This window comes from uncultured Thermus sp. (genome assembly GCF_938010445.1).
Lineage (GTDB): Bacteria > Deinococcota > Deinococci > Deinococcales > Thermaceae > Thermus > Thermus altitudinis.
The window spans coordinates 1-18,502 of the sequence record NZ_CALLUR010000129.1 but is presented as its reverse complement, the minus strand read 5'-3'; the positions used below and the strand labels follow the sequence as shown (position 1 = coordinate 18,502).

Sequence of the window (18,502 nt, the reverse complement as noted above, 5' to 3'; positions counted from 1 at the left end):
GGGCAGGGACTTGTAGAGCTCCAAGGCGTACTGCACCACGGCCTCCGGCCCCTCGGCCTCCGCCACCTCCGCCAGCTTGGCGTAGACCTCGCGCCGGGCCTCCGCATGGCGGCGGAAGACCTCCGGGTTCGGCGTCTCCGGTGCCCGGAGAACGTCCTGTTTGGCGATGCGGCGGTAATGCTTCAAGCCCCGAACGATCTCCTCCGTGGTCAGCGTGATCTTGAACTCCATCCCCGCTCCTTTCCGGCCCAAGGGCCCTACCTTTGGGAGATTATATAGCTGGAGGAGGGCAGGGTTCATCAAGGGCAAGGCTTGGTGCAGGGCCAGCTTGCCCTGATTGGCCCGGGGTCTGGGTGCCGGGGGTTGGGTGCAGGGCCGGGTGCGGGTTAAGGTGGCTATACTTGGGGGGATGGAGGTTTTGGGTAACTATTGGTTGCGGCGCATTCTTGCCCGTATTGCTTCCACCATTGCCTTTGAGGGTCAGGACACCCGCACCGGGATGCCGGTGATGGTGCTAAAGGGTGCCCAAGGGGTACCGGTGGCGGCGGAGGGGGTGCTTCCCCTTTTGGAAGAGACCCCGGAGGCCTGGGTACTGGAGTGGCCCATCGGGGCGGTGCCCTTGAGCCAGTACCTGGGGGTAGCGGACCTAGAGCGGCTGGAGCAGTGGCTGAGGGGGATGGCCCGGATCTTGGCGGCCTTAAAAGCCCAGGGGGTGTCCCATGCGCCCATCCCGGAACTCTGCCTGGTGAAGGGCAAGCGGGTGTGGCTGGCTGGGGTGGGGCTGAAGGAGCTTTCCGGAGAGCCGGAAAAGGCCCTGGTGGCCCTGGCCAGGGCCCTGGCTGGGGAGCGCTACCCCGAGTTTGGCCTTAAGGAGCTTTTGGAGGGGATAGAGGCCGGGAAGGAGCCTCTGGAGGTCCTTTTTTCTGAGGCCTCGCCCCAGGTTCCGGGTAGCCCAGGGCCGGGGGACACGGCACAGGACGCCCGCCCCCTCGAGGAACCCTCGGCCAGGCCTGAGGAGGAACCCATCAGGCCTCCTTCTTCCGGGCGGAAGGTGCTGAGCGTGGATCCCGTGCCCGGGATGGCGGATGACCACGGGGTTTCCCCCAAGACCTCGGAGGCCTCGCTATCCGAGGGCAAAACCCCAAGCCGCCCCCGGGTCGTCCGCATAGAGGAGCCTGAGGAGCCTTCCTTTGCCGTGGTGGAGCCGCCGCGCCCGAGAAGGCGCCCCCTGCTTTTGGGGCTTCTCGGCTTGCTGTTTCTTCTGGGCCTGGCCCTTTTCTTCCTTCGTCCCCCTTCCTCTTCCCCGGGGGGCTACGTGATGGAGTTCCGCACCGATCCCCCCACGGAGCGGGCGGAGGTGTTCCTCCTCGAGGTGCCGGAGGGTTCCCGGATGGCTCCCGGCCAGCTCCTCCTCACCGCCCCGGGACGGGCGGAGTTTGACCAGAAGGGCGTGTACCGGTTGCGTATCCGGGTGGCGGGCCGCGATCCCGTGGACTACCTCTTGGAGGTGCCGGGGCCACCCCTGGTCATCAAGGTACGCTAAGGCCATGACCGAGCGCCCCGCCATCTACGTGTACCGGTACTTCTTCGCCGGGGAGGAGGCGGGGGAGGGCAGGCTGGAGGTGCGCCCTCTGGAAGGGGGCGTGAAGGCCACCCTCACCGCCGAGGTGAACCTGCCCTTGCCCAAGACCCGCCAGCGCTGGCAAACGGAAACCGATGCGGAAGGCTTTTCCCGGTACTTTGCCGAGCGGGTGGAAGGACGGGAGAGCCGGGTCTTCACCGTGGAGAGGTTGGAGGAGGACGGGGTGGTGTTGGTCAGCCAGGGCAAGGAGAGCCTGGCCTTCCCCTTTGTGGCCCCCTACCATGACCCCCTTTCCCTCCTCCTGGCCCTGCCCGGTTTGGCCCTAGAGCCCGGGGACGTGGCGCGGTTTCCCATGCCCGGGGGGAGGGTATATGTGGAAAGGCTTTCGGACCTCGAGGTGGAAGGACGCCGGCGCCGCCACTACCGCCTGCGCCCGGGCCTCACCCTGGTCCAGCTGGAGGAGGGGCTTCCCGTGAGGATAGCCCAGCAGGTGGGCGACCACGTGTTTGAGGGAGTCCTGGAGGGGGTGGAGGAGCCCAAAAGGCGCCGGCGCTGGGTATAGTGGAGGCATGATCTACCGCGCGGAGGAGGTTAAGGAGCGCTTTGCCCGCCGGGGCCTGGCCTTTGATCCCACGGTGGAGGAGATCGTGCGGGGCATCCTGGCCGCGGTGCGGGAGGAAGGGGATGCGGCCTTGGACCGCTTCAGCCTGGACCTGGACGGTCATCCGGTGGAGGAGATCCCCAAAAAGGCCTGGCGCCAGGCCTACGAGGACCTGGACGAGGAGCTCAGGGATGCCCTGGAAACCGCCAAGGAGCGTATAGAGGCCTTTTACCGGGAGGAGGCCCGGGGAGGCTTTTTAAAGGCGGATGGGAGCGGGGTGTTAGGCCAGCTGGTCCGGCCCCTGGCCCGGGTGGGGGTGTATGTCCCTGGGGGGAGTGCGCCCCTCCTTTCCAGCCTGCTCATGAGCGTGGTGCCGGCCAAGGTGGCCGGGGTGGAGGAGGTCATCGTGGCCAGTCCCCCTAGGGTTCACCCCGGTGTGCTGGCCGCGGCCTGGGTGGCGGGGGCCGACCGGCTTTTCGCCATGGGCGGGGCCCAGGCTGTGGGCGCTTTGGCCTACGGGACGGAGCGGGTGCCCCGGGTGGATAAGATCGTGGGCCCGGGGAACGCCTACGTGGTGGCGGCTAAGCGGCAGGTCTATGGCACCGTGGGCATAGATGGCCTGGCGGGTCCCACGGAAACCCTCATCATCGCCGATGGTTCCGCCTCGCCCAGGCTTCTGGCCGCCGACCTTCTGGCCCAGGCGGAGCACGGCCCCGACTCCGAGCCCTGGCTCCTCTCCCCGGACCGGGCCCTTTTGGAACGGGTGGAGGCGGAGCTTTTCCGGCAGGTTCAGGACCTCCCTCGGGCGGAGATCGCCAAAAAGGCCCTGGAGCGGGGGGGGCTGGTGCTCACCCAGGACCTCGAGGAGGCCTTCACCCTGGCCAACCTCTACGCTCCCGAGCACCTCTGCCTGGCCCTGGCCGACCCCTTGCCCTGGTTGGGGAAGGTGCAAAACGCCGGGGGTGTCTTCCTGGGGGAGGGAAGCCCCGAGGCCCTGGGGGACTATATCGCCGGGCCCAGCCACGTGATGCCCACCTCGGGCACCGCCCGTTTCCAAGGGGGCTTGGCGGTGCGGGACTTCTTGAAGGTGATCCCGGTGATGGGGCTTGCCGAGGGGGCGGTGAAGGAGCTCTCCGCCAAGGGGGCCCTTTTGGCCCGGGCCGAGGGCTTGGAGGCCCATGCCCGTTCCCTGGACCTTAGGAAATGAGGCTTTTTCACGAGCTTCTTGGCCCATTAGAGCTGCCCGATCGCCTGGAACGCATCGTAAGCCTGGCCCCCAACGTGACCGATGCCCTCTTCGCCCTGGGGGTGGGGGAGCGGCTCGTGGGGCGAAGCGCCTTCTGCCACCGGCCGGCGGAGGTGCTTTCCCTGCCGGTCTTGGCCTCCTACACCAAAACCCGCACGGAGCTTCTCCGTAGCCTAAAGCCCGACCTGGTGCTCCTCTCCACCGGGGTGCAACGGGAGCAGGCCTTCAGGCTAAAGGAGGAGGGGTTTCCCGTCTACGCCCTGCCCTTGCCCTTGAGCCCCTACGGCATCCTGGAAAACCTCTCCACCTTGGGGCACCTTTTGGACCTGGAGGAAAGGGCCACCGCCCTGGCCCACGGGCTTGCCGAGCGCTATGGCCGCCTTAAGGGGCGGTTTGACCTCAGGGTTTACTTTGAGATGGACCTGGGCGGGCCCATCACCGTGGGCCGGGGGAGTTATATCGCCCAGGCCCTGTTGCACCTGGGGCTTAAGCCCATCTTCCTGGACGTGCCCCAGGCCTATTTCCCGCCGGACCTAAGGGAGGTGGAGCGCCGCAAGCCCGACCTTTTCCTCTACGAGCCCAAGCCCTGGGGCCGGAATCCCCAGGAAAAGGCCCGGGCACTGGCTGCGGAAAGGGGGTGGCACCTTCCCGTGGTGGCCACGGACGGGGACGAGCTGGCCCACTATGGACCCCTGTTCTTTGGTTTCTTGGAGAAGCTGGCGGAGCGGGTGGGGCGAACCTTAGGCGAAGGTTAAGAAAGGGGGATGCCCTGGCGGGTAGAGTAGGGAACATGAAGCGCATTCTTTTCTTTGGGCTCCTTTCGGCCACGGCCCTCTTCCTCACCGCTTGCCCCCAAACGCCGCCGCCACCTCCCCCTTCGGCTTGTGCCCCTACAGCCACGGGTCTTTCCGTACAGGGGGAGCCGACCCAGCTCCTTGACCAGCTTGCGGGGCTGGGGGACTTTACGGCTCCCCATGTGCCGGGGGATCTCCTTGTCCTCCCGGGGGGGTTGACGCCCCAGAGTGTTAACGCCCGGGTTCCGGAAGTCCGGATTCAGGCCTCCTTACCTGGGGGTTTTCTGCATGTTAGGGTGCCACCGGGCCAGGAAAAGGTGAAGGCTGGGGAACTCCTGAAGGCTGGCGCACGGTATGTGCAGCCTAACTACCTCTACTTTCCCCTCTACATCCCCAACGATCCGCTTTACCCAGCTAGTTTGCAGGACAAATCCAGATTGCGCCCTTTCTACCAAGCGATGAACCTCGAGGCGGCTTGGGATGTGGTAGCCGCACGGGCGTGGTCGTGTAATCCGGTGGTAGCTGTGCTGGATACGGCCTTCAATCCCGACCATTTGGACCTTAGGGGCAATCTGTTGCCAGGGAAGAATCAAACCCCTGATGGTCTGCCTCAAGATGATCTGCGCCCCAGTTCTCCCCCGAACGGTGTCAATTATGGCCAGGGTGAACCTGACCATGGACAGGCTGTAGCAGGGTTGATAGCGGCCATAGCGGACAACGGCGAGGGTATTCCGGGAGTTGGGCTTAACCGGGTGAAGGTTTTACCGGTAAAGGTCTTTTTTTGGGTTTGGAACGGAGATAGGCAGACTTGGGAGTACATCTCAACCAGTGTTGTACTTAGTGAGGCCATTCGGTATGCTGCTGATCGGCAGGCTAACGTTATCACTATGAGCCTAGGTAGCCCTACACCCCTTGATCGTGTGGTGCAGGATGCGCTGAACTACGCCCTTTCCAAAGGAAGTCTTCCTGTGGCTGCAGCAGGTAATGATGGGACCGACGGTCTTAGGTATCCCGCCCGCTATCCGGGGGTTTTGGCGGTGGGCTCAGTCCGTCTTGACGGAACTCGCTCGGACTTTTCCAACTACAGTTCCACCCCTGCAACTTTGGTGATGGCGGCGGCCGGAAATCTAAACCCGGCACAGAGCCTTTGGTCTTTAGCCTTGGGCACCTCTTACCCGTATTATCCCAACGGAAACCTTTACTTAACGTGGAGGGGAACTTCGTTTGCCGCTCCCCAAGTAAGTGGGGTGGCGGCTCTTTACGTAGGGGAATACGCTACCCGCCGGGGAAGGGCGCCAACCCCGGATCAGATCAAAACCTGCCTAATACAGACAGCCAGTAATGGAGGGTACTACAATCTGCAAACTGGCTATGGCGTTGTCCAAGCCCACCGGGTCATGACCGACACCACCTACTGCTTCCCCTAATCCGCCTCACCTCCTAAGGCGTAAACTGGGCTTTTGTGCGGCGGTTTTTCCCCCTCTTCCTTGCCCTCCTTCTGGTGGGGCTAGGCCTTTGGGCCTATCCCCTTTTGGGCCCTTTGCTGCGGCAGGGGGCCCTTCCGGACCCGGAGGGGCTTAAGGCCCCCTTGACGGTGCTGGTCTATGGTTCTAGCCCAGAGTATGCGGGCTATCACAAACGGGCCCCCGAACGCTTCCGGGGCCTGGCGGACACCATCCTCCTGGTGCGCCTAGACCCTGCGGCCAAGCGGGTGGTGGTGCTTTCCATACCCCGGGATGTTTGGGTAAACCTTCCCGGCTACGGTTGGCACAAGGTGAATGCGGCCAGCCCCTTGGGGGGCCCACAGCTCATGAAGGAGGCGGTGGCCCGCATCACCGGGGTGCGACCGGACCGGTACGTGGTGGTGAGCACAGAGGCCGTGCGGCGCGGGGTGGATGCCCTAGGGGGGGTTAGGGTGTGCGTGGAAAAGCCCATGCGCTACCGGGATACCGCCGCCGGGCTAGAGATCAACCTGGAACCCGGCTGCCAGGTGCTGGACGGGGAGAAGGCGGAAGGGTACCTGCGCTTCCGTAAGGACGCCCTAGGGGACATCGGCCGCATCCAGCGCCAGCAGGCTTTCTTCCATGCCCTTAAGGAACAGGCGCTTTCCCCTTCCGGGCTTCTTCGCCTGCCTAGGGCGGTGGCGGCGGTGGAGCCCTACTTCCAAACCGACCTCACCCGTGAGGAAAGGGGGGCCATCTTGGGGTTCGCCCTGAAGGGGCCGGAACTGGTGAGCCTGCTTCTTCCCGGGGGCTTTGGCGGGGGGGGCTGGACGGTGGACCGCCAGGCCTTGGATACCCTTCTCGCCGTGTATTTCGCCGGGGAAGGGGTGGCGCAGGCCGCGGAAGTCTCCGGGAAGTTGGTGGCCTTGGTTTACGGCCCAGGCCAGGAGGCCTTGGCGGAAAGGGCTAGGGAAAGGCTCCATGCCCTGGGCCTTCGGGTCATCCTGCACCCTGTGGACCTGAAACCCAGGCGCACCGAGGTGCTGGAAAACGGCCCTGGGGTCTTGGCCAGGAGCCTAGGGGAGGCGCTGGGGGTCCCGTACCGCATCTCGGGGGAGGCGGTCTTGGGGGCGGACCTCACCTTGCGCCTTGGCGAGGAGGCGCCCTTTTTGTAGGATAAAGGGCGTCTGCCGGGGTGGCGGAACGGTAGACGCTGCGGACTTAAAATCCGCTGGGGGGTTACCCCCGTACGGGTTCGAGTCACGTCCCCGGCACCAGGAAGCCCCGGATTTTCCGGGGCCCAGTTTTTCCCCTTGTTATGCTAAGTCCCGTGGGGATTCTTACCCGCTACTTGGAAAAGGCCATGGCCCAGGCCCGCTATGATCTCGTGGGCCCGGGAAGGTTTGTGGCGGAGTTGCCCGAGCTTGGGCTAAAGGTGGAGGCGGAGCATCTGGAAGCGGCCCGTAAGGGGCTTCAGGAGGCCTTGGAGGCTTGGCTTTTGGATGCCTTGCGGGCCGGTATTGCTCCCCCGGGCCTCGAGGGGGAGGACCCTCTGCGGGCCCGCTTCTTCTCTTTGGCCGGGGAGATGTGGCGCCTTGTGCAGGAGGGTTCTCAGGCGGTAGACGCTGGGGGAAGGGCCTCGGGGCGCATGGCGGAGGCGCAAAAGGCCAAGGAGCCCCCAAGGCCAGCCCCGGCCAAGGCCTCCTTGGAGGATTGGCTTAAGGGCCTGGGCATCCAGGTGGTGAAAAAACCCCAGGAGGACGAGGAGAAGGAGAAGGTCCTGACCCGCCTGGCCCTTTTCTTGGGGGACCGGTACGCCAGTTTGGATAAGCTGTACGAGCGCCTAAAGCAGAGCCTTTCCACGAAGCGCCAGTTTGAGCTCTCCCTCTCCGAGGCCACCCAGGAGGAGATTGCCAACTCCACCCAGTTCTGCACCATGCTCAAGCAGTATGCCCTTCTCACCTCCTACCACTACAAAAGCGAGGACCGCCGCATCCGGGCCAAGGCCAGCACGGAGGGCTGGGTGCAAAACTTTCTCACCGGGGGCTGGTTGGAACGGTATGTGGCGGAAAAACTGCGCAAGTTTCTGCGCTCCAAAAACCTTCCCCACGAGGTGGCCATGGGCTACCAGGTGGTCCTGCCCAATGGGGAGGCCATGGAGCTGGACGTGTTGGTAAAGGTAGGGGAGCGGGTGTACTGGTTTGAGGCCAAGACCGGGGACTTCCAAGCCCATATCGCCAAGTATGGGGGCCTGAAAAAGGTCCTGGGGCTTTCGGCCAAGGAGAGCTTCCTGGTGCTCTTGGGTATGGATAAGGCCCGGGCCAAGGAGCTTTCCGCCCTCCACGGGCTTACGGTGGTCAACCAGGCGAACTTCCTAGATATTTTCCAGGAGGTTTTGGAGGGCAATGCTGCGTAAGGTCCTCCTGGTCATGGGGGGTACCCTGGCCTCGAGGGTCCTGGGCCTGGTGCGCCAGGCGGTGTTCAACGCCCTTTACCCCGATGCCCTTAAGGACGCCTTCAACGTGGCCTACCGGGTGCCCAACCTCCTGCGGGAACTTTTGGCGGAAGGGGCGGTGCAGAACGCCCTCATCCCCCTCCTGAAGGGCTTGCCCCCGGAGGAGGCCAAGGCCTTTGCCCGTCGCTTTGGGGCGTTCCTTTTGGGGGTAAACCTCCTGGTCTTGGGCCTTGGGTACCTGGTGGCTCCCTGGGTGGTGGAGCTTTTGGTGGCCGGGGAGAGCCATCTGCGGGAGGACCAGGGCCTGGCGCAGGTGGTCTACCTCACCCGGCTCCTTTTGCCCTTTCTCCTGGGCATCTCCATGGCGGCCCTTTTTTCGGCCCTCCTCCAGGCGGAGGAGCGCTTTCTGCCCTACGCCTTAGGCCCCGTGGCCTTCAACCTGGTGGCCATCGGCCTGATGGCCCTTTTCCCGGGAGACCCCACCTTCTTAGGGCTTTCTGTGGCCCTGGGGGGTCTGGTCCAGGCCTTGGTGCAGCTTCCCTTTCTTAAAGGCTATGCGCTGGAGTGGCGCTGGCATAAGGCCTTTGCTCCCGCGCTTACGCGCATGGGCCCCTTTGCCTTTACCACCTCCTTGCGCCAGTTTTTAAACCTGGTCCTGACCCATATCCTCACCCGCTACCCCCCGGCCGCGGTCACGGGCTTTTACAACGCCGAGGTGGTGTTCCAGATGGTGCTGGGGCTTTTCGCCACCTCCCCGGCCATCGCCCTCTTCCCCAGGATGAGCGCCCTAAAAGGGGAGGCCCTGGCCCGGTTTCTCCTGGGTCCTTTGCGGAGGTTAACCCTCCTCCTGGCCCTCCTTGGGGGGTTCCTGAGCGGCCAGGCGCTTTTTGTGGTGGTCTTCCTTTTCGGGCTCTTCGGCCCCCTTACCCCAGAAAACCGGGCCTATAGCGCCTCGGTCCTGGCCGCCTTGGGGTTTGCGGTTCTCCCGTGGGGGGTGAACACCCTTCTCCTGAGGGGCCTTTACGCCCTGGGGCGGATAAGGGAAGCGGTTTCCGCCAGCGCCCTGGTTTTCCTCACCAACACCTTGGGCTACTGGCTTCTTCGGGACGCGGGCCTTTTTGTCCTCAACCTGGCCACCGCCCTAGCCGGGTATCTAGGGCTTTTCCTCTACCTCCGCCTTTTGCAACGGGAAGGGGTGGGGTTGGAGGCCTTCCCTCCCTTCCTCTATAAGGCCCTGCTGGCGGGAAGCGTGGCCGCCTTGCCAGGGGTGGTGCTGGCTAAGATGCTTCCCGTGCACAGGGCCATGGAGGCCTTACTCCCCCTTATCCTGGGCGGAGGGCTGGGCCTGGCGCTTTTCCTCTTGGCGGCCTGGGCCCTGCGCCTGCCCCTTAGGGAGCTCCTCGCCAGACTTCCCGCAAGCGGAAATAGAGGGGTTTGAGCCTCAGGGCGAAAGCGGGCTCCTCCCAGGTGGGCCATGTGAAGCTGAGGGGTGGGGCCCCGGGAAGGAGGAGACGGAGGCCCTCTATGGGGATGGGTTCGGGGGCGTACCAGGCCAGGCGCCTGCTGGGGTCGGCAATGAGGAGCAGGCCCCAGGGGATGCGGATTTCCAAAAGGCCCCCCTCCCCCAGGGCGTAGTCCGCCGTGGGGTCCCGGGCCCCTTCCGGGTCTTGGCCGGGCTTCAGGCTGCCCAGCTCGTAAAGGATACGGGGGTAGTCGGTGCCGTCCCGGCCGGTGCGGCGGCGGTTGGGCTCGAGGATAAAGGGCACAAAAGGTCCATTCCCCGGCCGCGTGGTCCCCCGGAAGTGCAGGTATTCCGTCCCCGGCAGGCCGCGGTCCAGTTCCTGAAAGGGATAGTAGCCCTGTTCCACAAGGAGCCTTCCCCCTTGGGCGCTGACCTCCAGAAGGAACTCCGCCCCAAACCCCTCCGCCCTTGGGACCCCGCCGGGCACGGTGTCCAGGTAGAGCCTCAGGGGCCAAGGCCCCCGGTAGAGGAGCCAGAGATACTCGGGATCGGCATAGGCTTTGAGAAACCGTCCCTCTTCCCTAAGGAGGAAGGGCACGCCCTCCCATTCCTCCGCCTTGCCGTCCAACCGGAAGGCCCCTTTGGCGGTGGCCGCCAGGAGGCCATAGTTTTCCTCGGGGTCCAGGATGTTGTGCCAGAAGGGGTCGCGGCTAGGGGTTTCCCACTCCATGAAGAGCCAGTTTCGCTTAAACCACTCGTCCATGAGGGCGAAGACCATCCCCCCAGCCAGGTCCAGGGCAGCGATCTCCTGCCAGAGGCCCGCCACCTTTTCCCCTTGGCCTTCTTCGGAAAACCCTCCGTGGTGGAGGCCCTCGGGGTGGAAGTGGGCGATGCCCCGGCTGCTGGGCAGGCCGAACTCGGCGATGAGGAGGGGCATTTCCCCGTGGTGGGCTTTCAGGCGGGCCAGGTAGTTGCGGTAGCGGTTGGGGGCCAGGTCCCGTTCGTTGACCAGGAAATCGGGGTAGTAGGGGTAGACGTGGTAGGCGGCAAAAAGGCTTACGGGGCTACCGGGGGTGGGCCTTAGGTGGGTGGGGTCCAGGGTGACGGTATCCTCCTCATGGAGGAAGCCCGGTTTGGGAGGCTCCACCTTCTCGCCCCGGGCGCGCCGGATGGCGTATTCCTCCAGGTGGCTGGCCTCGCTTTCCCAGCGCAGGGGGTCCAGGGTGGGCCAGTTGACGAAGCCCAGGGGCCTCAGGGTGCCGTAGGCCTCCCACTCGTAGGTGGCCAGGCGGTCCAGCACCTCGGCCAAGTAGGCCTCAAAGGGGCTGGCGTTTGCCGCGGCCTCCAGGAACCTTCCCCGGTACGTGCGCCCGGGATGGCGTCCGTGGTAGGCCTCCACGGAGTAGGGCTCAAACTCCCGCCCCACCAGGAGCCCCAGCACCCAGGGGGAGACGTCGGCGGTGTACTCCCCGTGGGCGTGGCCTGGGCGAGGTGGGCGGCTTAGGTTACCGTGGAGGGCATCCAGGACCTCCCGCCCCTCCAGGAGAAACTTTTCCAGGAAAGGCCCCTCCCAGTCCCCGTATCCTTCTTCCTCGGGAAGCTCCGTCCATACTCCCTGGAACAGGTACAGAGGCCGTTCCTGGTGGAACCGGTTGTGGTGGTGAAAGGCCCGGTAGAAGCTGGGGGGGAGAAGGGTGTGGGTGCGCACGGCGTTGGCCCCCATGGCGGAAAGGAGCTCCAGCCAGGCTCGGTAAAGGGCCTCCTCCTCCGGGAACTCGGCGGGAAAGCGGCCGGGAAGGGCCACCCCTAGGTTGACCCCCCGCACCTGGAGGGGTTTATCCCCAACCCAGAACCGCCCCTTTTCTGCCCGGAAGGGGGGCGGGGTCTTGCGGGCCTTGGGGGCCGGGGGCGGGGATGGGGGAAGGCTTGTGAGAATACCCTCTGCTTCCCGGTAGCCTTGCCGCAGGGCCCAGTCCAGGGCGGCCCTGGCCCCTTCCGGATCCCCCAGGGCCCTGAGGGTGAGGCCAAGGCCGTAAAGGGCTTCCCCGCCTCCCTTTAAGGTACCCACCAGACGGCTGAAGGTGAAAAGGGCCTCCTCCAGCCTCCCCAGGCGGTACTGGGCAAAGCCGGCAAGGATCAGGGCTTCCTCTGGGGGGTCATAGCCCTTTAGGAGGGGGTCCAGCCGGGCCAGTACCCCGGCCATCTCCCCCTTGCGGTAAAGGGTACGGGCCTCCTCCAGGGGCGAGGCCCAGGCCAGGCCCAGGGCGATAAGAAGGCCCAAGAGGCGCACGGTCTATTCCCTTTGGGCTGCTTGGCGGATGGCCTCCACCGCCTCGGGGTTTTCCAAGGCGGAAAGGTCCCCGGGGTCTTGGCCCAGGTAGGCGGCCCGCACCACCCGGCGCATCACCTTGGCGTTGCGGGTCTTGGGCAGGTCGGGCACGAAGAGGACCTTCTCCGGCCTCAAGGGTTTGCCCAGGGCCTGGGCCACCCGGTCGGCTACCCCTTGGGCCAGCTCCGGGTCTGGGGTGTAGCCGGGCTTCAGCACCGCGAAGAGCACGATGGCCTCTCCCTTCACCGGGTGGGGCACCCCGATGGCGGCGCACTCCTTGAGGGCGGGGTGGGCGATGGCGGCGGTTTCCACCTCGGCGGGGCCCACCCGCTTCCCCGCCACCTTCAAGGTGTCGTCGCTCCGGCCCAGGATGAAGAAGTGGCCTTCCTCGTCCAGAAGGGCCAGGTCCCCGTGGACCCAGACCCCGGGGATGCGGGCGAAGTAGGTGTCCAGGTAGCGGGCCTCGTCCTGCCAGAAGCCCTTGGTCATGCCGGGCCAGGGCTTGAGCACGGCCAGTTCCCCCACCTTGCCCACGGCGGGCTTTCCTTCCTCGTCCAGCACCGCTGCGGCCATCCCCGGCACCGGGGTGTTGAAGCCCATGGGCTTGATGGGCTTGAGGAGGACGTTTCCCAGGATGCCCCCGGAAACCTCGGTTCCCCCCGAGTAGTTCACGATAGGCCTCCTTTCCTCCCCCACCACCCGGAAGAACCAAAGGTAGGGCTCGAGGTTCCAGGGTTCCCCCGTGGAGCCTAGGACCCGCAAGGACGAAAGGTCATGGGCCCTTATGGGTTCCTCCCCTAGGGGAATCAGGGCCCGCACCAGGGTAGGGGAGAGGCCCAGGTGGGTGAGGCGGAAGTCCTCCACCATCCGCCAAAGGCGCTCGGGACCCGGGTAGTCGGGGGCCCCGTCATAGAGGAACACGCTGGCCCCCAGGATAAGGCCCCCCAGGATGGCCCAGGGGCCCATCATCCAGCCCAGGTCGGTGAACCAGAAAAGCCGGTCCCCCTCCCTAAGGTCAAAGAGAAGGGCCAGGTCCAAAGCCGCCTTGAGGGGAAAGCCCGCATGGTAGTGCACGGTGCCCTTGGGGCGGCCGGTGGTGCCCGAGGTGTAGATGAGCATGAAGGGGTCCATGCTCTCCATCTCCTCCGGGGGGAAGGGCCCCCCTTGCAGGGTGGCGTAGTCCACCTCCCCGGCTTCCAGGGGGAGGCCCAGCCTTCGCACCACCAGAAGGTGAGGGGTTTCCGCCAGGCCCTGGGCTTTGCGGGCCTCCGGAAGGAGGTCTACCCTTCTTCCCCGTCTAAAGAAGGCGTCCTGCACCGCCAGAAGCTTGGCTTTGGCGTCTTTAAGCCGCACCGCCGCCGCCTCGGCGGCGTAGCCGGAGAAGATGGGGATGGCGATGGCGCCAAGCCAGCTTACGGCCAGGAGGAGGATGGCCGCCTCGAGGCCCATGGGGAACCAAAGGCCCACCCGGTCGCCCCGCTCCACGCCCAGGGCTCGCAGCCCTGCCGCCACCCTTTCCACCTCCGGCAAAAGCTCCCCATAGGTGAGGGTGCGCACCCCCCCTTCCTCGGTTTGGTGGATGAGGGCTAAGGCGGTGGGCTCATGGCGGAGGGCGGCCTCCACCAGGTTGAGCCGGCCCCCCGGGAAAAACTGAGGGAGGGGGAAGCCGCCGGAGATCGCCCGCTCATAGGGTTTGCGCCAAGGTATGCCGAGGTGGGTGAAAAACTGCCCGTAGAAGTCCTCGAGCTCCTCCACGCTGTAGCGGTAAAAGGCCTCGTAGTCTTCAAAACCCAGGGCCTCCATGAACTGAAAAAGCCTCGTGGCCCGGGTTTCCTCGGGCTTGGGGTACCAGACCGGTTCCATCTACTTCCTCCAGAAGAAGGGAAACCGCTTGCGCTTGGGCGGGGTTTCCTCGGTCTTGGGGCCCTCCGGGTTTTTCAGGACCTCCAGGAAGGCCTTGAGCTCCAGCCGTTCCTCGGGGTTCTTGGCCAGAAGGCGCCTTAAGGCCTTATCCAGCCGGGAAGGCAAGGAGGTGGGAGGGGGAGGGAGAAGGAGGTGGGCGTTCCTAAGCTCCTCCAGGGTCTCCCCGCGAAACGGGCGCTTCCCCACAAGGAGCTCGTAGGCCATCACCCCGAAGCTATAGGCGTCGCTCTTGGGGCTGGGCTTGGCCCCCAGGAAAAGCTCGGGGGCCAGGTAGTGGGGGCTTCCCGCGTATTCCAGACCGGCCTCCTCCAAAGGGCGCACGGTGCCTAGGTCCCCAAGCTTGTACACCCTTTCCCCCACGAACACGTTGGAGGGCTTCACGTCCTGATGGACCAGGCCTTTTTGGTGCAGGAAGAGAAGGGCCTCCCCCACCTGGAGGAGGGCCTTGGTGGCCTCTTCCCGGGGAAGGGGCTGCTGCAGGAGGAGGTCCTCGAGGGTCCCCTTCTCCAGGTACTCCAGGGCCAAAAAGGCCTCCTCGCCGAAGGGTACCCCGTAAAGTCCCTGGACCAGGTGGGGGTGCTTCAGGGAGAGGCTAAGGGAAACCTCCCGGGCGAAGCGTTCCGCCAGCTTGGGGTCCTGGCGCACTTCCTTGCGGGGAAGCTTCAGGGCCACCTTCTGCCCGTCGGGAGCCTCCGCCAGGTAGACCTGGGCGGTCTGGCCCAGGCCCAAAAGCATCCTTAGGCGGAAATCCTTGCGCTTCAGGCTAGTCAAGGACCAACACCCCTCCCGGCTTCAAGGCGTGGCCTTCCACGCCCTTCTCCTTAGCCCGGGCCGCAAAGGCCTCCCCGTCCTGTTTGATGGGGGGGAAGGTGTTGTAGTGGATGGGCACCACCCGCTTGGGTTTGAGAAGCTCCAGGGCCTTCAGGGCGTCTTCCGGCCCCATGGTGAAGTGATCCCCGATGGGCAGGAGGGCCAGATCCAAGCCCAGCTCTCCGATGAGGCGCATGTCGGAGAAGAGGGCGGTGTCCCCGGCGTGGTAGATGCGCTTGCCGGCAAGCTCTACCACCACCCCCATGGGCATCCCCCCGTAGGTGCCGTCGGGGAAGCTGCTGGAGTGCCAGGCGGGGAACCATTTCAGCCACCCTCCGGGGAAACGGTAGGTGCCCCCGATGTTCATGGGCAGGCTCTTGGCCCCGTGCTTCTCCGCATAGGTGGCGATCTCAAAGGTGGAGACCACCGTACCCCCTTTCTTGGAGAGGGCCACGGCGTCGCCAAAATGGTCCCCGTGGGCGTGGGTGACCAGGATCAGGTCCGCCTGGACCTCCCCCACCCCCACCGGGGCCAGGGGGTTCCCGGTGAGGAAGGGATCGATGACCACCTTGGTCTTGCCGTCGGAAAGCCACACCGCCGAGTGGCCCAGATACCGGATCTCCAGCATAGGCACCTCCTTTATAGGGCACTATACCGGAGAAAGGGCCGCCTGGGGAAGAGAGCGCTCCAGGCTTTTAAAGAAGAGGAGTTCCAGGATCCTGGAAAATGCCCGTTCACCCCAGCTTTGGCCCTCGGGTAGGATAAGTTCCAGCTCAAGCTCCAGCTCCACCGCGGACCCCTGGGGGCGCATCCGCCCCTCGATCCTCAGGGAGGGCGGAGGGAGGGGAAGGGCCTTTAGGTACTCCCCCTCCAGCCTCGAGGCGAAGGGCAGGACCACCTCCCCCAAAACGGGGTTTTCCTGCCGCAAGACCCCCCGTACCTCCTCCCCTTCAAGGCGGAGCTCCAGGGGCAGGCCCTCGGGAAGGTGGCCGTTCAGGGCCAACCGGAGCCTGGCCTTCATCCTTCCACCCACTCCACCCGTATCCGGCCCTCCTTGGCCAGGCGGGCCACCTCGGCGTCCGGGATGTTCAAGAGCCTGGGCAGTTCGCGAAAGCGGGGCGTGGCCGAGGCCAGGCCCACCCGCACCACCAGGACCTCCTCTTCCTCCGCCCGGCCGATGCGCCAGACCAGGTGCTGGCCCAGGGCTTCCAACAGGTCCTTCTCCACCCTTTCAGTCTATCCCGGGGTGGCCTTGGGGGATAATGGATGGGGATGCTCCTCGAGGTGGGCTTTGCTGGCCTCTCCCCCTGGGTCTTCTGGGCGGGGGTGGGGGTTACGGCGCTGGGTTTTACCCTGGGGGAGGCTTCCTGGATGGCCTGGGTTCTCCTTTACCCTTGGTGGCGGCTTAGGCGGGGTTGGCGGTTACGGCTTTTTCCCGACCACCTCAGCCTCCATCCCCCCTTGGGGCTTGGGCGCCGGATTCCCTGGGAGGAGGTGCGGGAGGTGGGGGTGGGAGGCCCCTCGCCCGGGGAAGGCGGGCCCTGGTCCTCCGCCTGGAGGACGGGGAGGGGCTATCCCTTCCCGTGCCCGATCCTGAGGGCCTGGCGGCCCGGATCAAAGAACTTCTAGGAGGGCGAACTTCAGGTAGTGGGTTTCGGGATGGTTGAGGAGGATGGGATGGTCCCACCCCTGCCCGCGTTTCTCCACGACCCTTAGGCTGCGGTGGGCGTCCTGGGCCGCCTCGGTGAGCATTTGGTAGAAGAGGGGCTCGGTGAGGTGGTGGCTGCAGCTGCTGGTGGCCAGGAGGCCCCCTTCCTTAAGGAGCTTGATGGCCCGGAGGTTCACCTCCTTGTAAGCCCGGTAGGCCCTTTCCCGATCCTTTTTCCCCTTGGCGAAGGCGGGTGGGTCCAGCACCACCAGGTCAAACCGTTCCCCCGCCTTTTCCAAAGCCCTTAGGTAGTCGAAGGCGTTGGCCTCCACCGTCTTGAGGGAGAGCCCATTCAGCCTGGCGTTCTCCTCCGCTTGCCTTAGGGCCTCGCGGGAACTGTCCACGCTGATCACCTCCTGGAAGCCCAGGGCCAGGTGCAGGCCAAAGCTTCCCGCATAGCTGAACACGTCCAAGGCCCTTTCCCCACGGAACCTTTCCATTAGAATCCGGTTGTCCCGTTGGTCCAGGTAGGCCCCCGTCTTCTGGCCCCCGGTGAGGTCCACCCGGTAGCGGATCCGGCCTTCCTTCACCGTGGCCGCCGGAGGCACCTGGCCAAAAAGGGGCCGCACGTAGAGGGGTAGGCCCTCCAGCTCCCGGGCCTTGGCGTCGTTTTTGGCCAGGAGGCTTTGGCCTAAGGGTTTAAGGCCTTCTGCCACCTGGGGCAGGAGGCCCTCCCAGGCGTGGGCCGTGGCCTGGAGGACCAGGTGGCCGGCGTAGTAGTCCACCACCAAACCCGGAAGAAAATCCCCCTCGGCATGGGCTAGGCGGAACCCGCCCTCGGGTTCCCTCTCCAGGGCGGGAAGCCGGCGGGCTAAGGCCCGGTTAAGGTTCTCCAGGAGGGCTTCCTCGAGGTCTTTGGCCGGCCGGAAGCGGTAGGCTCGGACGCTGAGGTCGCTTTCGGGATGGAATAGGGCCAGGGCGAGGAACCTTTTGCCCCAGTAAACGGGGTAAAGCCCCGGCTCTTCCGGGCCCGAGAGCACGTCCCTGCGAAAAACCCATAGGTGCCGGGATAAGAGGCGCTGGGCCCCCCTTTCGTTGACGAGAATCCGCACCGCTTAAGTATACTTAAGCGGGGTTGGTTGACGTAGGCCCCAAAGGCCGGTATCATACCCGGCAGGCGCAGTTTGCGCATCTTTTCACGAAGGGAGGGGCGATGGGAGGCCTGGGACTTATCAAGAGCCTGGCGGAAAAGGAAAGGGAGCTACTGGCCCGCCTCGAGGCTGCGAAGAAGGAGGCTGAGGCCCTGGTGCAGCAGGCTGAGGCGGAGGCCAGGGCCCTTTTGCAGAAGGCGGAGGCCGAGGCCAAAGCCCTGGAGGCCGAATACCGGGAACGGGAGGCTAAGGAAACCGAGGCCATTCTGGCCCGCTACCGGGCCCAGGCGGAGGCTGAGGCCAAGGCGGTCAAGGAAAAGGCAGAGGGCCGGTTGGAGGAGGCTGTGGCCCTGGTCCTGAAGGAGGTTTTGCCGTGATCGCCCCCATGGAGAAGCTGGTCCTGGCCGGTCCCAAGGCCAAGGCCCAGGAGCTTCTCCAAAGCCTGCAGCAGGCGGGGGTGGTCCACCTGGAAACCCTCCGGGTGGAGGAGCTTGCCGAGTACAAGCTTTCCCCGGAGGAGCGGGAGGAGCTGAGGCGCTGGGAAGGGGTGGCGGCGGGGGCCGAGCACACCCTGGCCCTTCTGGGCCGGGAGGTGGAGGCCTCTAGGCCATTCCCCGATGGCCTGGAGGCGGCCGAAAAGGCCCTGGCTCCCATCCAGGCCCATGCCGAGGGCCTGGCCCGGCAGAGGCAGGAGCTGGAGGAGGAGCTTTCCCTGGCCCAGGCCTACCTGGAGCCCTTGGAGAAGCTGGCCGCCATGGCCCAGGGCTTGGACCGAAGCCCCTTCTTCCGGGTGGTGCCCTTTTTGGTTACGGAGAAGGAGCTTCCCCTGGTGGAGGAGGCCCTGAAGAAGGCCCTGGAGGACCAGTTTATCCTGGCCAGCGAGCCCTATTCCCAAGGGGTGGCTGGGCTTTTGGTGGTGCACCGGAAGGACCTCGAGGCGGCCAAGGCGGCCCTTTCCCGGGCGGGGGTGGCGGAGCTGCGCCTCCCTGGTGCTTACGGCGACCTTTCCCTAGGCGAGGCCACCCGCCGGTTGAAGGAGCGGGCCGAGGCGGCCCCCAA

General features: G+C 65.4%; 17 protein-coding genes, 1 tRNA gene and 2 pseudogenes. 12 read left to right on the top strand and 8 right to left on the bottom strand.

Features of this window, described 5'->3' with window-relative positions; genetic code table 11:
* A pseudogene (locus tag Q0693_RS07350) lies at positions 1 to 231 on the bottom strand (hypothetical protein); the annotation flags it as partial.
* 178 nt (positions 232 to 409) lie between these two features.
* Here Q0693_RS07350 and Q0693_RS07345 point away from each other — a divergent pair.
* The 9 genes from Q0693_RS07345 (at position 410) to murJ (ending at position 9,558) form a co-directional block, all read left to right on the top strand.
* Complete coding sequence (locus Q0693_RS07345) at positions 410 to 1,543, top strand: hypothetical protein (RefSeq protein ID WP_298630372.1); 1,134 nt, start codon at positions 410 to 412, stop codon at positions 1,541 to 1,543.
* 4 nt (positions 1,544 to 1,547) lie between these two features.
* Positions 1,548 to 2,144, top strand: a complete 597-nt coding sequence (locus Q0693_RS07340; protein WP_298630370.1) for a hypothetical protein — start codon at positions 1,548 to 1,550, stop codon at positions 2,142 to 2,144.
* 7 nt (positions 2,145 to 2,151) lie between these two features.
* A complete protein-coding gene (gene hisD / locus Q0693_RS07335; RefSeq protein ID WP_298630368.1) occupies positions 2,152 to 3,390 on the top strand; it encodes a histidinol dehydrogenase in 1,239 nt (412 codons plus the stop codon).
* A complete protein-coding gene (locus tag Q0693_RS07330; RefSeq protein WP_298630366.1) occupies positions 3,387 to 4,184 on the top strand; it encodes a helical backbone metal receptor in 798 nt (265 codons plus the stop codon). The genes hisD and Q0693_RS07330 overlap by 4 nt, the downstream gene beginning before the upstream one ends.
* Positions 4,185 to 4,219: 35 nt before the next feature.
* Positions 4,220 to 5,650: a S8 family serine peptidase gene (locus Q0693_RS07325; protein ID WP_298630364.1), complete on the top strand. Its 1,431-nt coding sequence runs from the start codon at positions 4,220 to 4,222 to the stop codon at positions 5,648 to 5,650.
* 35 nt (positions 5,651 to 5,685) lie between these two features.
* Positions 5,686 to 6,840, top strand: a complete 1,155-nt coding sequence (locus tag Q0693_RS07320) for an LCP family protein (RefSeq protein ID WP_298630362.1) — start codon at positions 5,686 to 5,688, stop codon at positions 6,838 to 6,840.
* Positions 6,841 to 6,854: 14 nt separating this feature from the next.
* A tRNA-Leu gene (locus Q0693_RS07315) sits at positions 6,855 to 6,942 on the top strand.
* 41 nt (positions 6,943 to 6,983) lie between these two features.
* Positions 6,984 to 8,081, top strand: a complete 1,098-nt coding sequence (locus tag Q0693_RS07310) for a hypothetical protein (RefSeq protein WP_298630361.1) — start codon at positions 6,984 to 6,986, stop codon at positions 8,079 to 8,081.
* The gene (gene murJ / locus Q0693_RS07305; RefSeq protein WP_298630359.1) at positions 8,071 to 9,558 is read left to right on the top strand and encodes a murein biosynthesis integral membrane protein MurJ; all 1,488 of its coding nucleotides are present in this window, start codon (positions 8,071 to 8,073) and stop codon (positions 9,556 to 9,558) included. Before Q0693_RS07310 ends, murJ begins: the two co-directional genes overlap by 11 nt.
* Here murJ and Q0693_RS07300 read toward each other — a convergent pair.
* The 6 genes from Q0693_RS07300 to Q0693_RS07275 are packed head-to-tail and all read right to left on the bottom strand — an operon-like array spanning position 9,509 to position 15,871.
* Positions 9,509 to 11,872 carry a hypothetical protein gene (locus tag Q0693_RS07300; protein ID WP_298630357.1) on the bottom strand — a complete coding sequence of 788 codons (2,364 nt, stop codon included), beginning with the start codon at positions 11,870 to 11,872 and terminating at the stop codon, positions 9,509 to 9,511. The two genes, murJ and Q0693_RS07300, sit on opposite strands and share 50 nt — an antisense overlap.
* A gap of 3 nt (positions 11,873 to 11,875) precedes the next feature.
* Complete coding sequence (locus Q0693_RS07295) at positions 11,876 to 13,774, bottom strand: AMP-binding protein (protein ID WP_298630355.1); 1,899 nt, start codon at positions 13,772 to 13,774, stop codon at positions 11,876 to 11,878.
* Positions 13,775 to 14,605: a serine/threonine-protein kinase gene (locus Q0693_RS07290; RefSeq protein WP_298630353.1), complete on the bottom strand. Its 831-nt coding sequence runs from the start codon at positions 14,603 to 14,605 to the stop codon at positions 13,775 to 13,777.
* Positions 14,598 to 15,272: a metal-dependent hydrolase gene (locus Q0693_RS07285; protein WP_298630351.1), complete on the bottom strand. Its 675-nt coding sequence runs from the start codon at positions 15,270 to 15,272 to the stop codon at positions 14,598 to 14,600. Before Q0693_RS07285 ends, Q0693_RS07290 begins: the two co-directional genes overlap by 8 nt.
* 21 nt (positions 15,273 to 15,293) lie before the next feature.
* Positions 15,294 to 15,665: a DUF3809 family protein gene (locus Q0693_RS07280; RefSeq protein ID WP_298630349.1), complete on the bottom strand. Its 372-nt coding sequence runs from the start codon at positions 15,663 to 15,665 to the stop codon at positions 15,294 to 15,296.
* Positions 15,662 to 15,871 (bottom strand): DUF3248 domain-containing protein, encoded by a 210-nt coding sequence (locus tag Q0693_RS07275; RefSeq protein ID WP_298630347.1) that lies wholly within the window; start codon positions 15,869 to 15,871, stop codon positions 15,662 to 15,664. The genes Q0693_RS07280 and Q0693_RS07275 overlap by 4 nt, the downstream gene beginning before the upstream one ends.
* 39 nt (positions 15,872 to 15,910) lie before the next feature.
* Here Q0693_RS07275 and Q0693_RS07270 point away from each other — a divergent pair, with 39 nt between their 5' ends.
* Positions 15,911 to 16,273, top strand: coding sequence for a hypothetical protein (locus Q0693_RS07270; protein ID WP_298630345.1), 363 nt, complete (start codon positions 15,911 to 15,913; stop codon positions 16,271 to 16,273).
* Here Q0693_RS07270 and Q0693_RS07265 read toward each other — a convergent pair.
* Entirely contained in the window at positions 16,259 to 17,404 is a 1,146-nt protein-coding gene (locus Q0693_RS07265) for a class I SAM-dependent rRNA methyltransferase (protein ID WP_298630343.1), read from the bottom strand. The two genes, Q0693_RS07270 and Q0693_RS07265, sit on opposite strands and share 15 nt — an antisense overlap.
* 101 nt (positions 17,405 to 17,505) lie before the next feature.
* Here Q0693_RS07265 and Q0693_RS07260 point away from each other — a divergent pair, with 101 nt between their 5' ends.
* Both Q0693_RS07260 and Q0693_RS07255 read left to right on the top strand, forming a co-directional pair.
* The gene (locus tag Q0693_RS07260; protein ID WP_243029403.1) at positions 17,506 to 17,820 is read left to right on the top strand and encodes a V-type ATPase subunit subunit G family protein; all 315 of its coding nucleotides are present in this window, start codon (positions 17,506 to 17,508) and stop codon (positions 17,818 to 17,820) included.
* Positions 17,817 to 18,502 (top strand): annotated as a pseudogene (locus tag Q0693_RS07255) (V-type ATP synthase subunit I); the annotation flags it as partial. The gene Q0693_RS07260 and the pseudogene Q0693_RS07255, both read left to right, overlap by 4 nt.

What these genes read in the sequence shown, in the direction of transcription:
- Q0693_RS07310 (WP_298630361.1), top strand. Translation starts at nt 6,984, where the DNA reads ATGCTAAGTCCCGTGGGGATTCTTACCCGCTACTTGGAAAAGGCCATG.
- hisD (WP_298630368.1), top strand. Translation starts at nt 2,152, where the DNA reads ATGATCTACCGCGCGGAGGAGGTTAAGGAGCGCTTTGCCCGCCGGGGC.
- Q0693_RS07260 (WP_243029403.1), top strand. Translation starts at nt 17,506, where the DNA reads ATGGGAGGCCTGGGACTTATCAAGAGCCTGGCGGAAAAGGAAAGGGAG.
- Q0693_RS07325 (WP_298630364.1), top strand. Translation starts at nt 4,220, where the DNA reads ATGAAGCGCATTCTTTTCTTTGGGCTCCTTTCGGCCACGGCCCTCTTC.
- Q0693_RS07340 (WP_298630370.1), top strand. Translation starts at nt 1,548, where the DNA reads ATGACCGAGCGCCCCGCCATCTACGTGTACCGGTACTTCTTCGCCGGG.
- Q0693_RS07270 (WP_298630345.1), top strand. Translation starts at nt 15,911, where the DNA reads ATGGGGATGCTCCTCGAGGTGGGCTTTGCTGGCCTCTCCCCCTGGGTC.
- murJ (WP_298630359.1), top strand. Translation starts at nt 8,071, where the DNA reads ATGCTGCGTAAGGTCCTCCTGGTCATGGGGGGTACCCTGGCCTCGAGG.
- Q0693_RS07285 (WP_298630351.1), bottom strand. Translation starts at nt 15,272, where the DNA reads ATGCTGGAGATCCGGTATCTGGGCCACTCGGCGGTGTGGCTTTCCGAC.
- Q0693_RS07330 (WP_298630366.1), top strand. Translation starts at nt 3,387, where the DNA reads ATGAGGCTTTTTCACGAGCTTCTTGGCCCATTAGAGCTGCCCGATCGC.
- Q0693_RS07295 (WP_298630355.1), bottom strand. Translation starts at nt 13,774, where the DNA reads ATGGAACCGGTCTGGTACCCCAAGCCCGAGGAAACCCGGGCCACGAGG.
- Q0693_RS07280 (WP_298630349.1), bottom strand. Translation starts at nt 15,665, where the DNA reads ATGAAGGCCAGGCTCCGGTTGGCCCTGAACGGCCACCTTCCCGAGGGC.
- Q0693_RS07345 (WP_298630372.1), top strand. Translation starts at nt 410, where the DNA reads ATGGAGGTTTTGGGTAACTATTGGTTGCGGCGCATTCTTGCCCGTATT.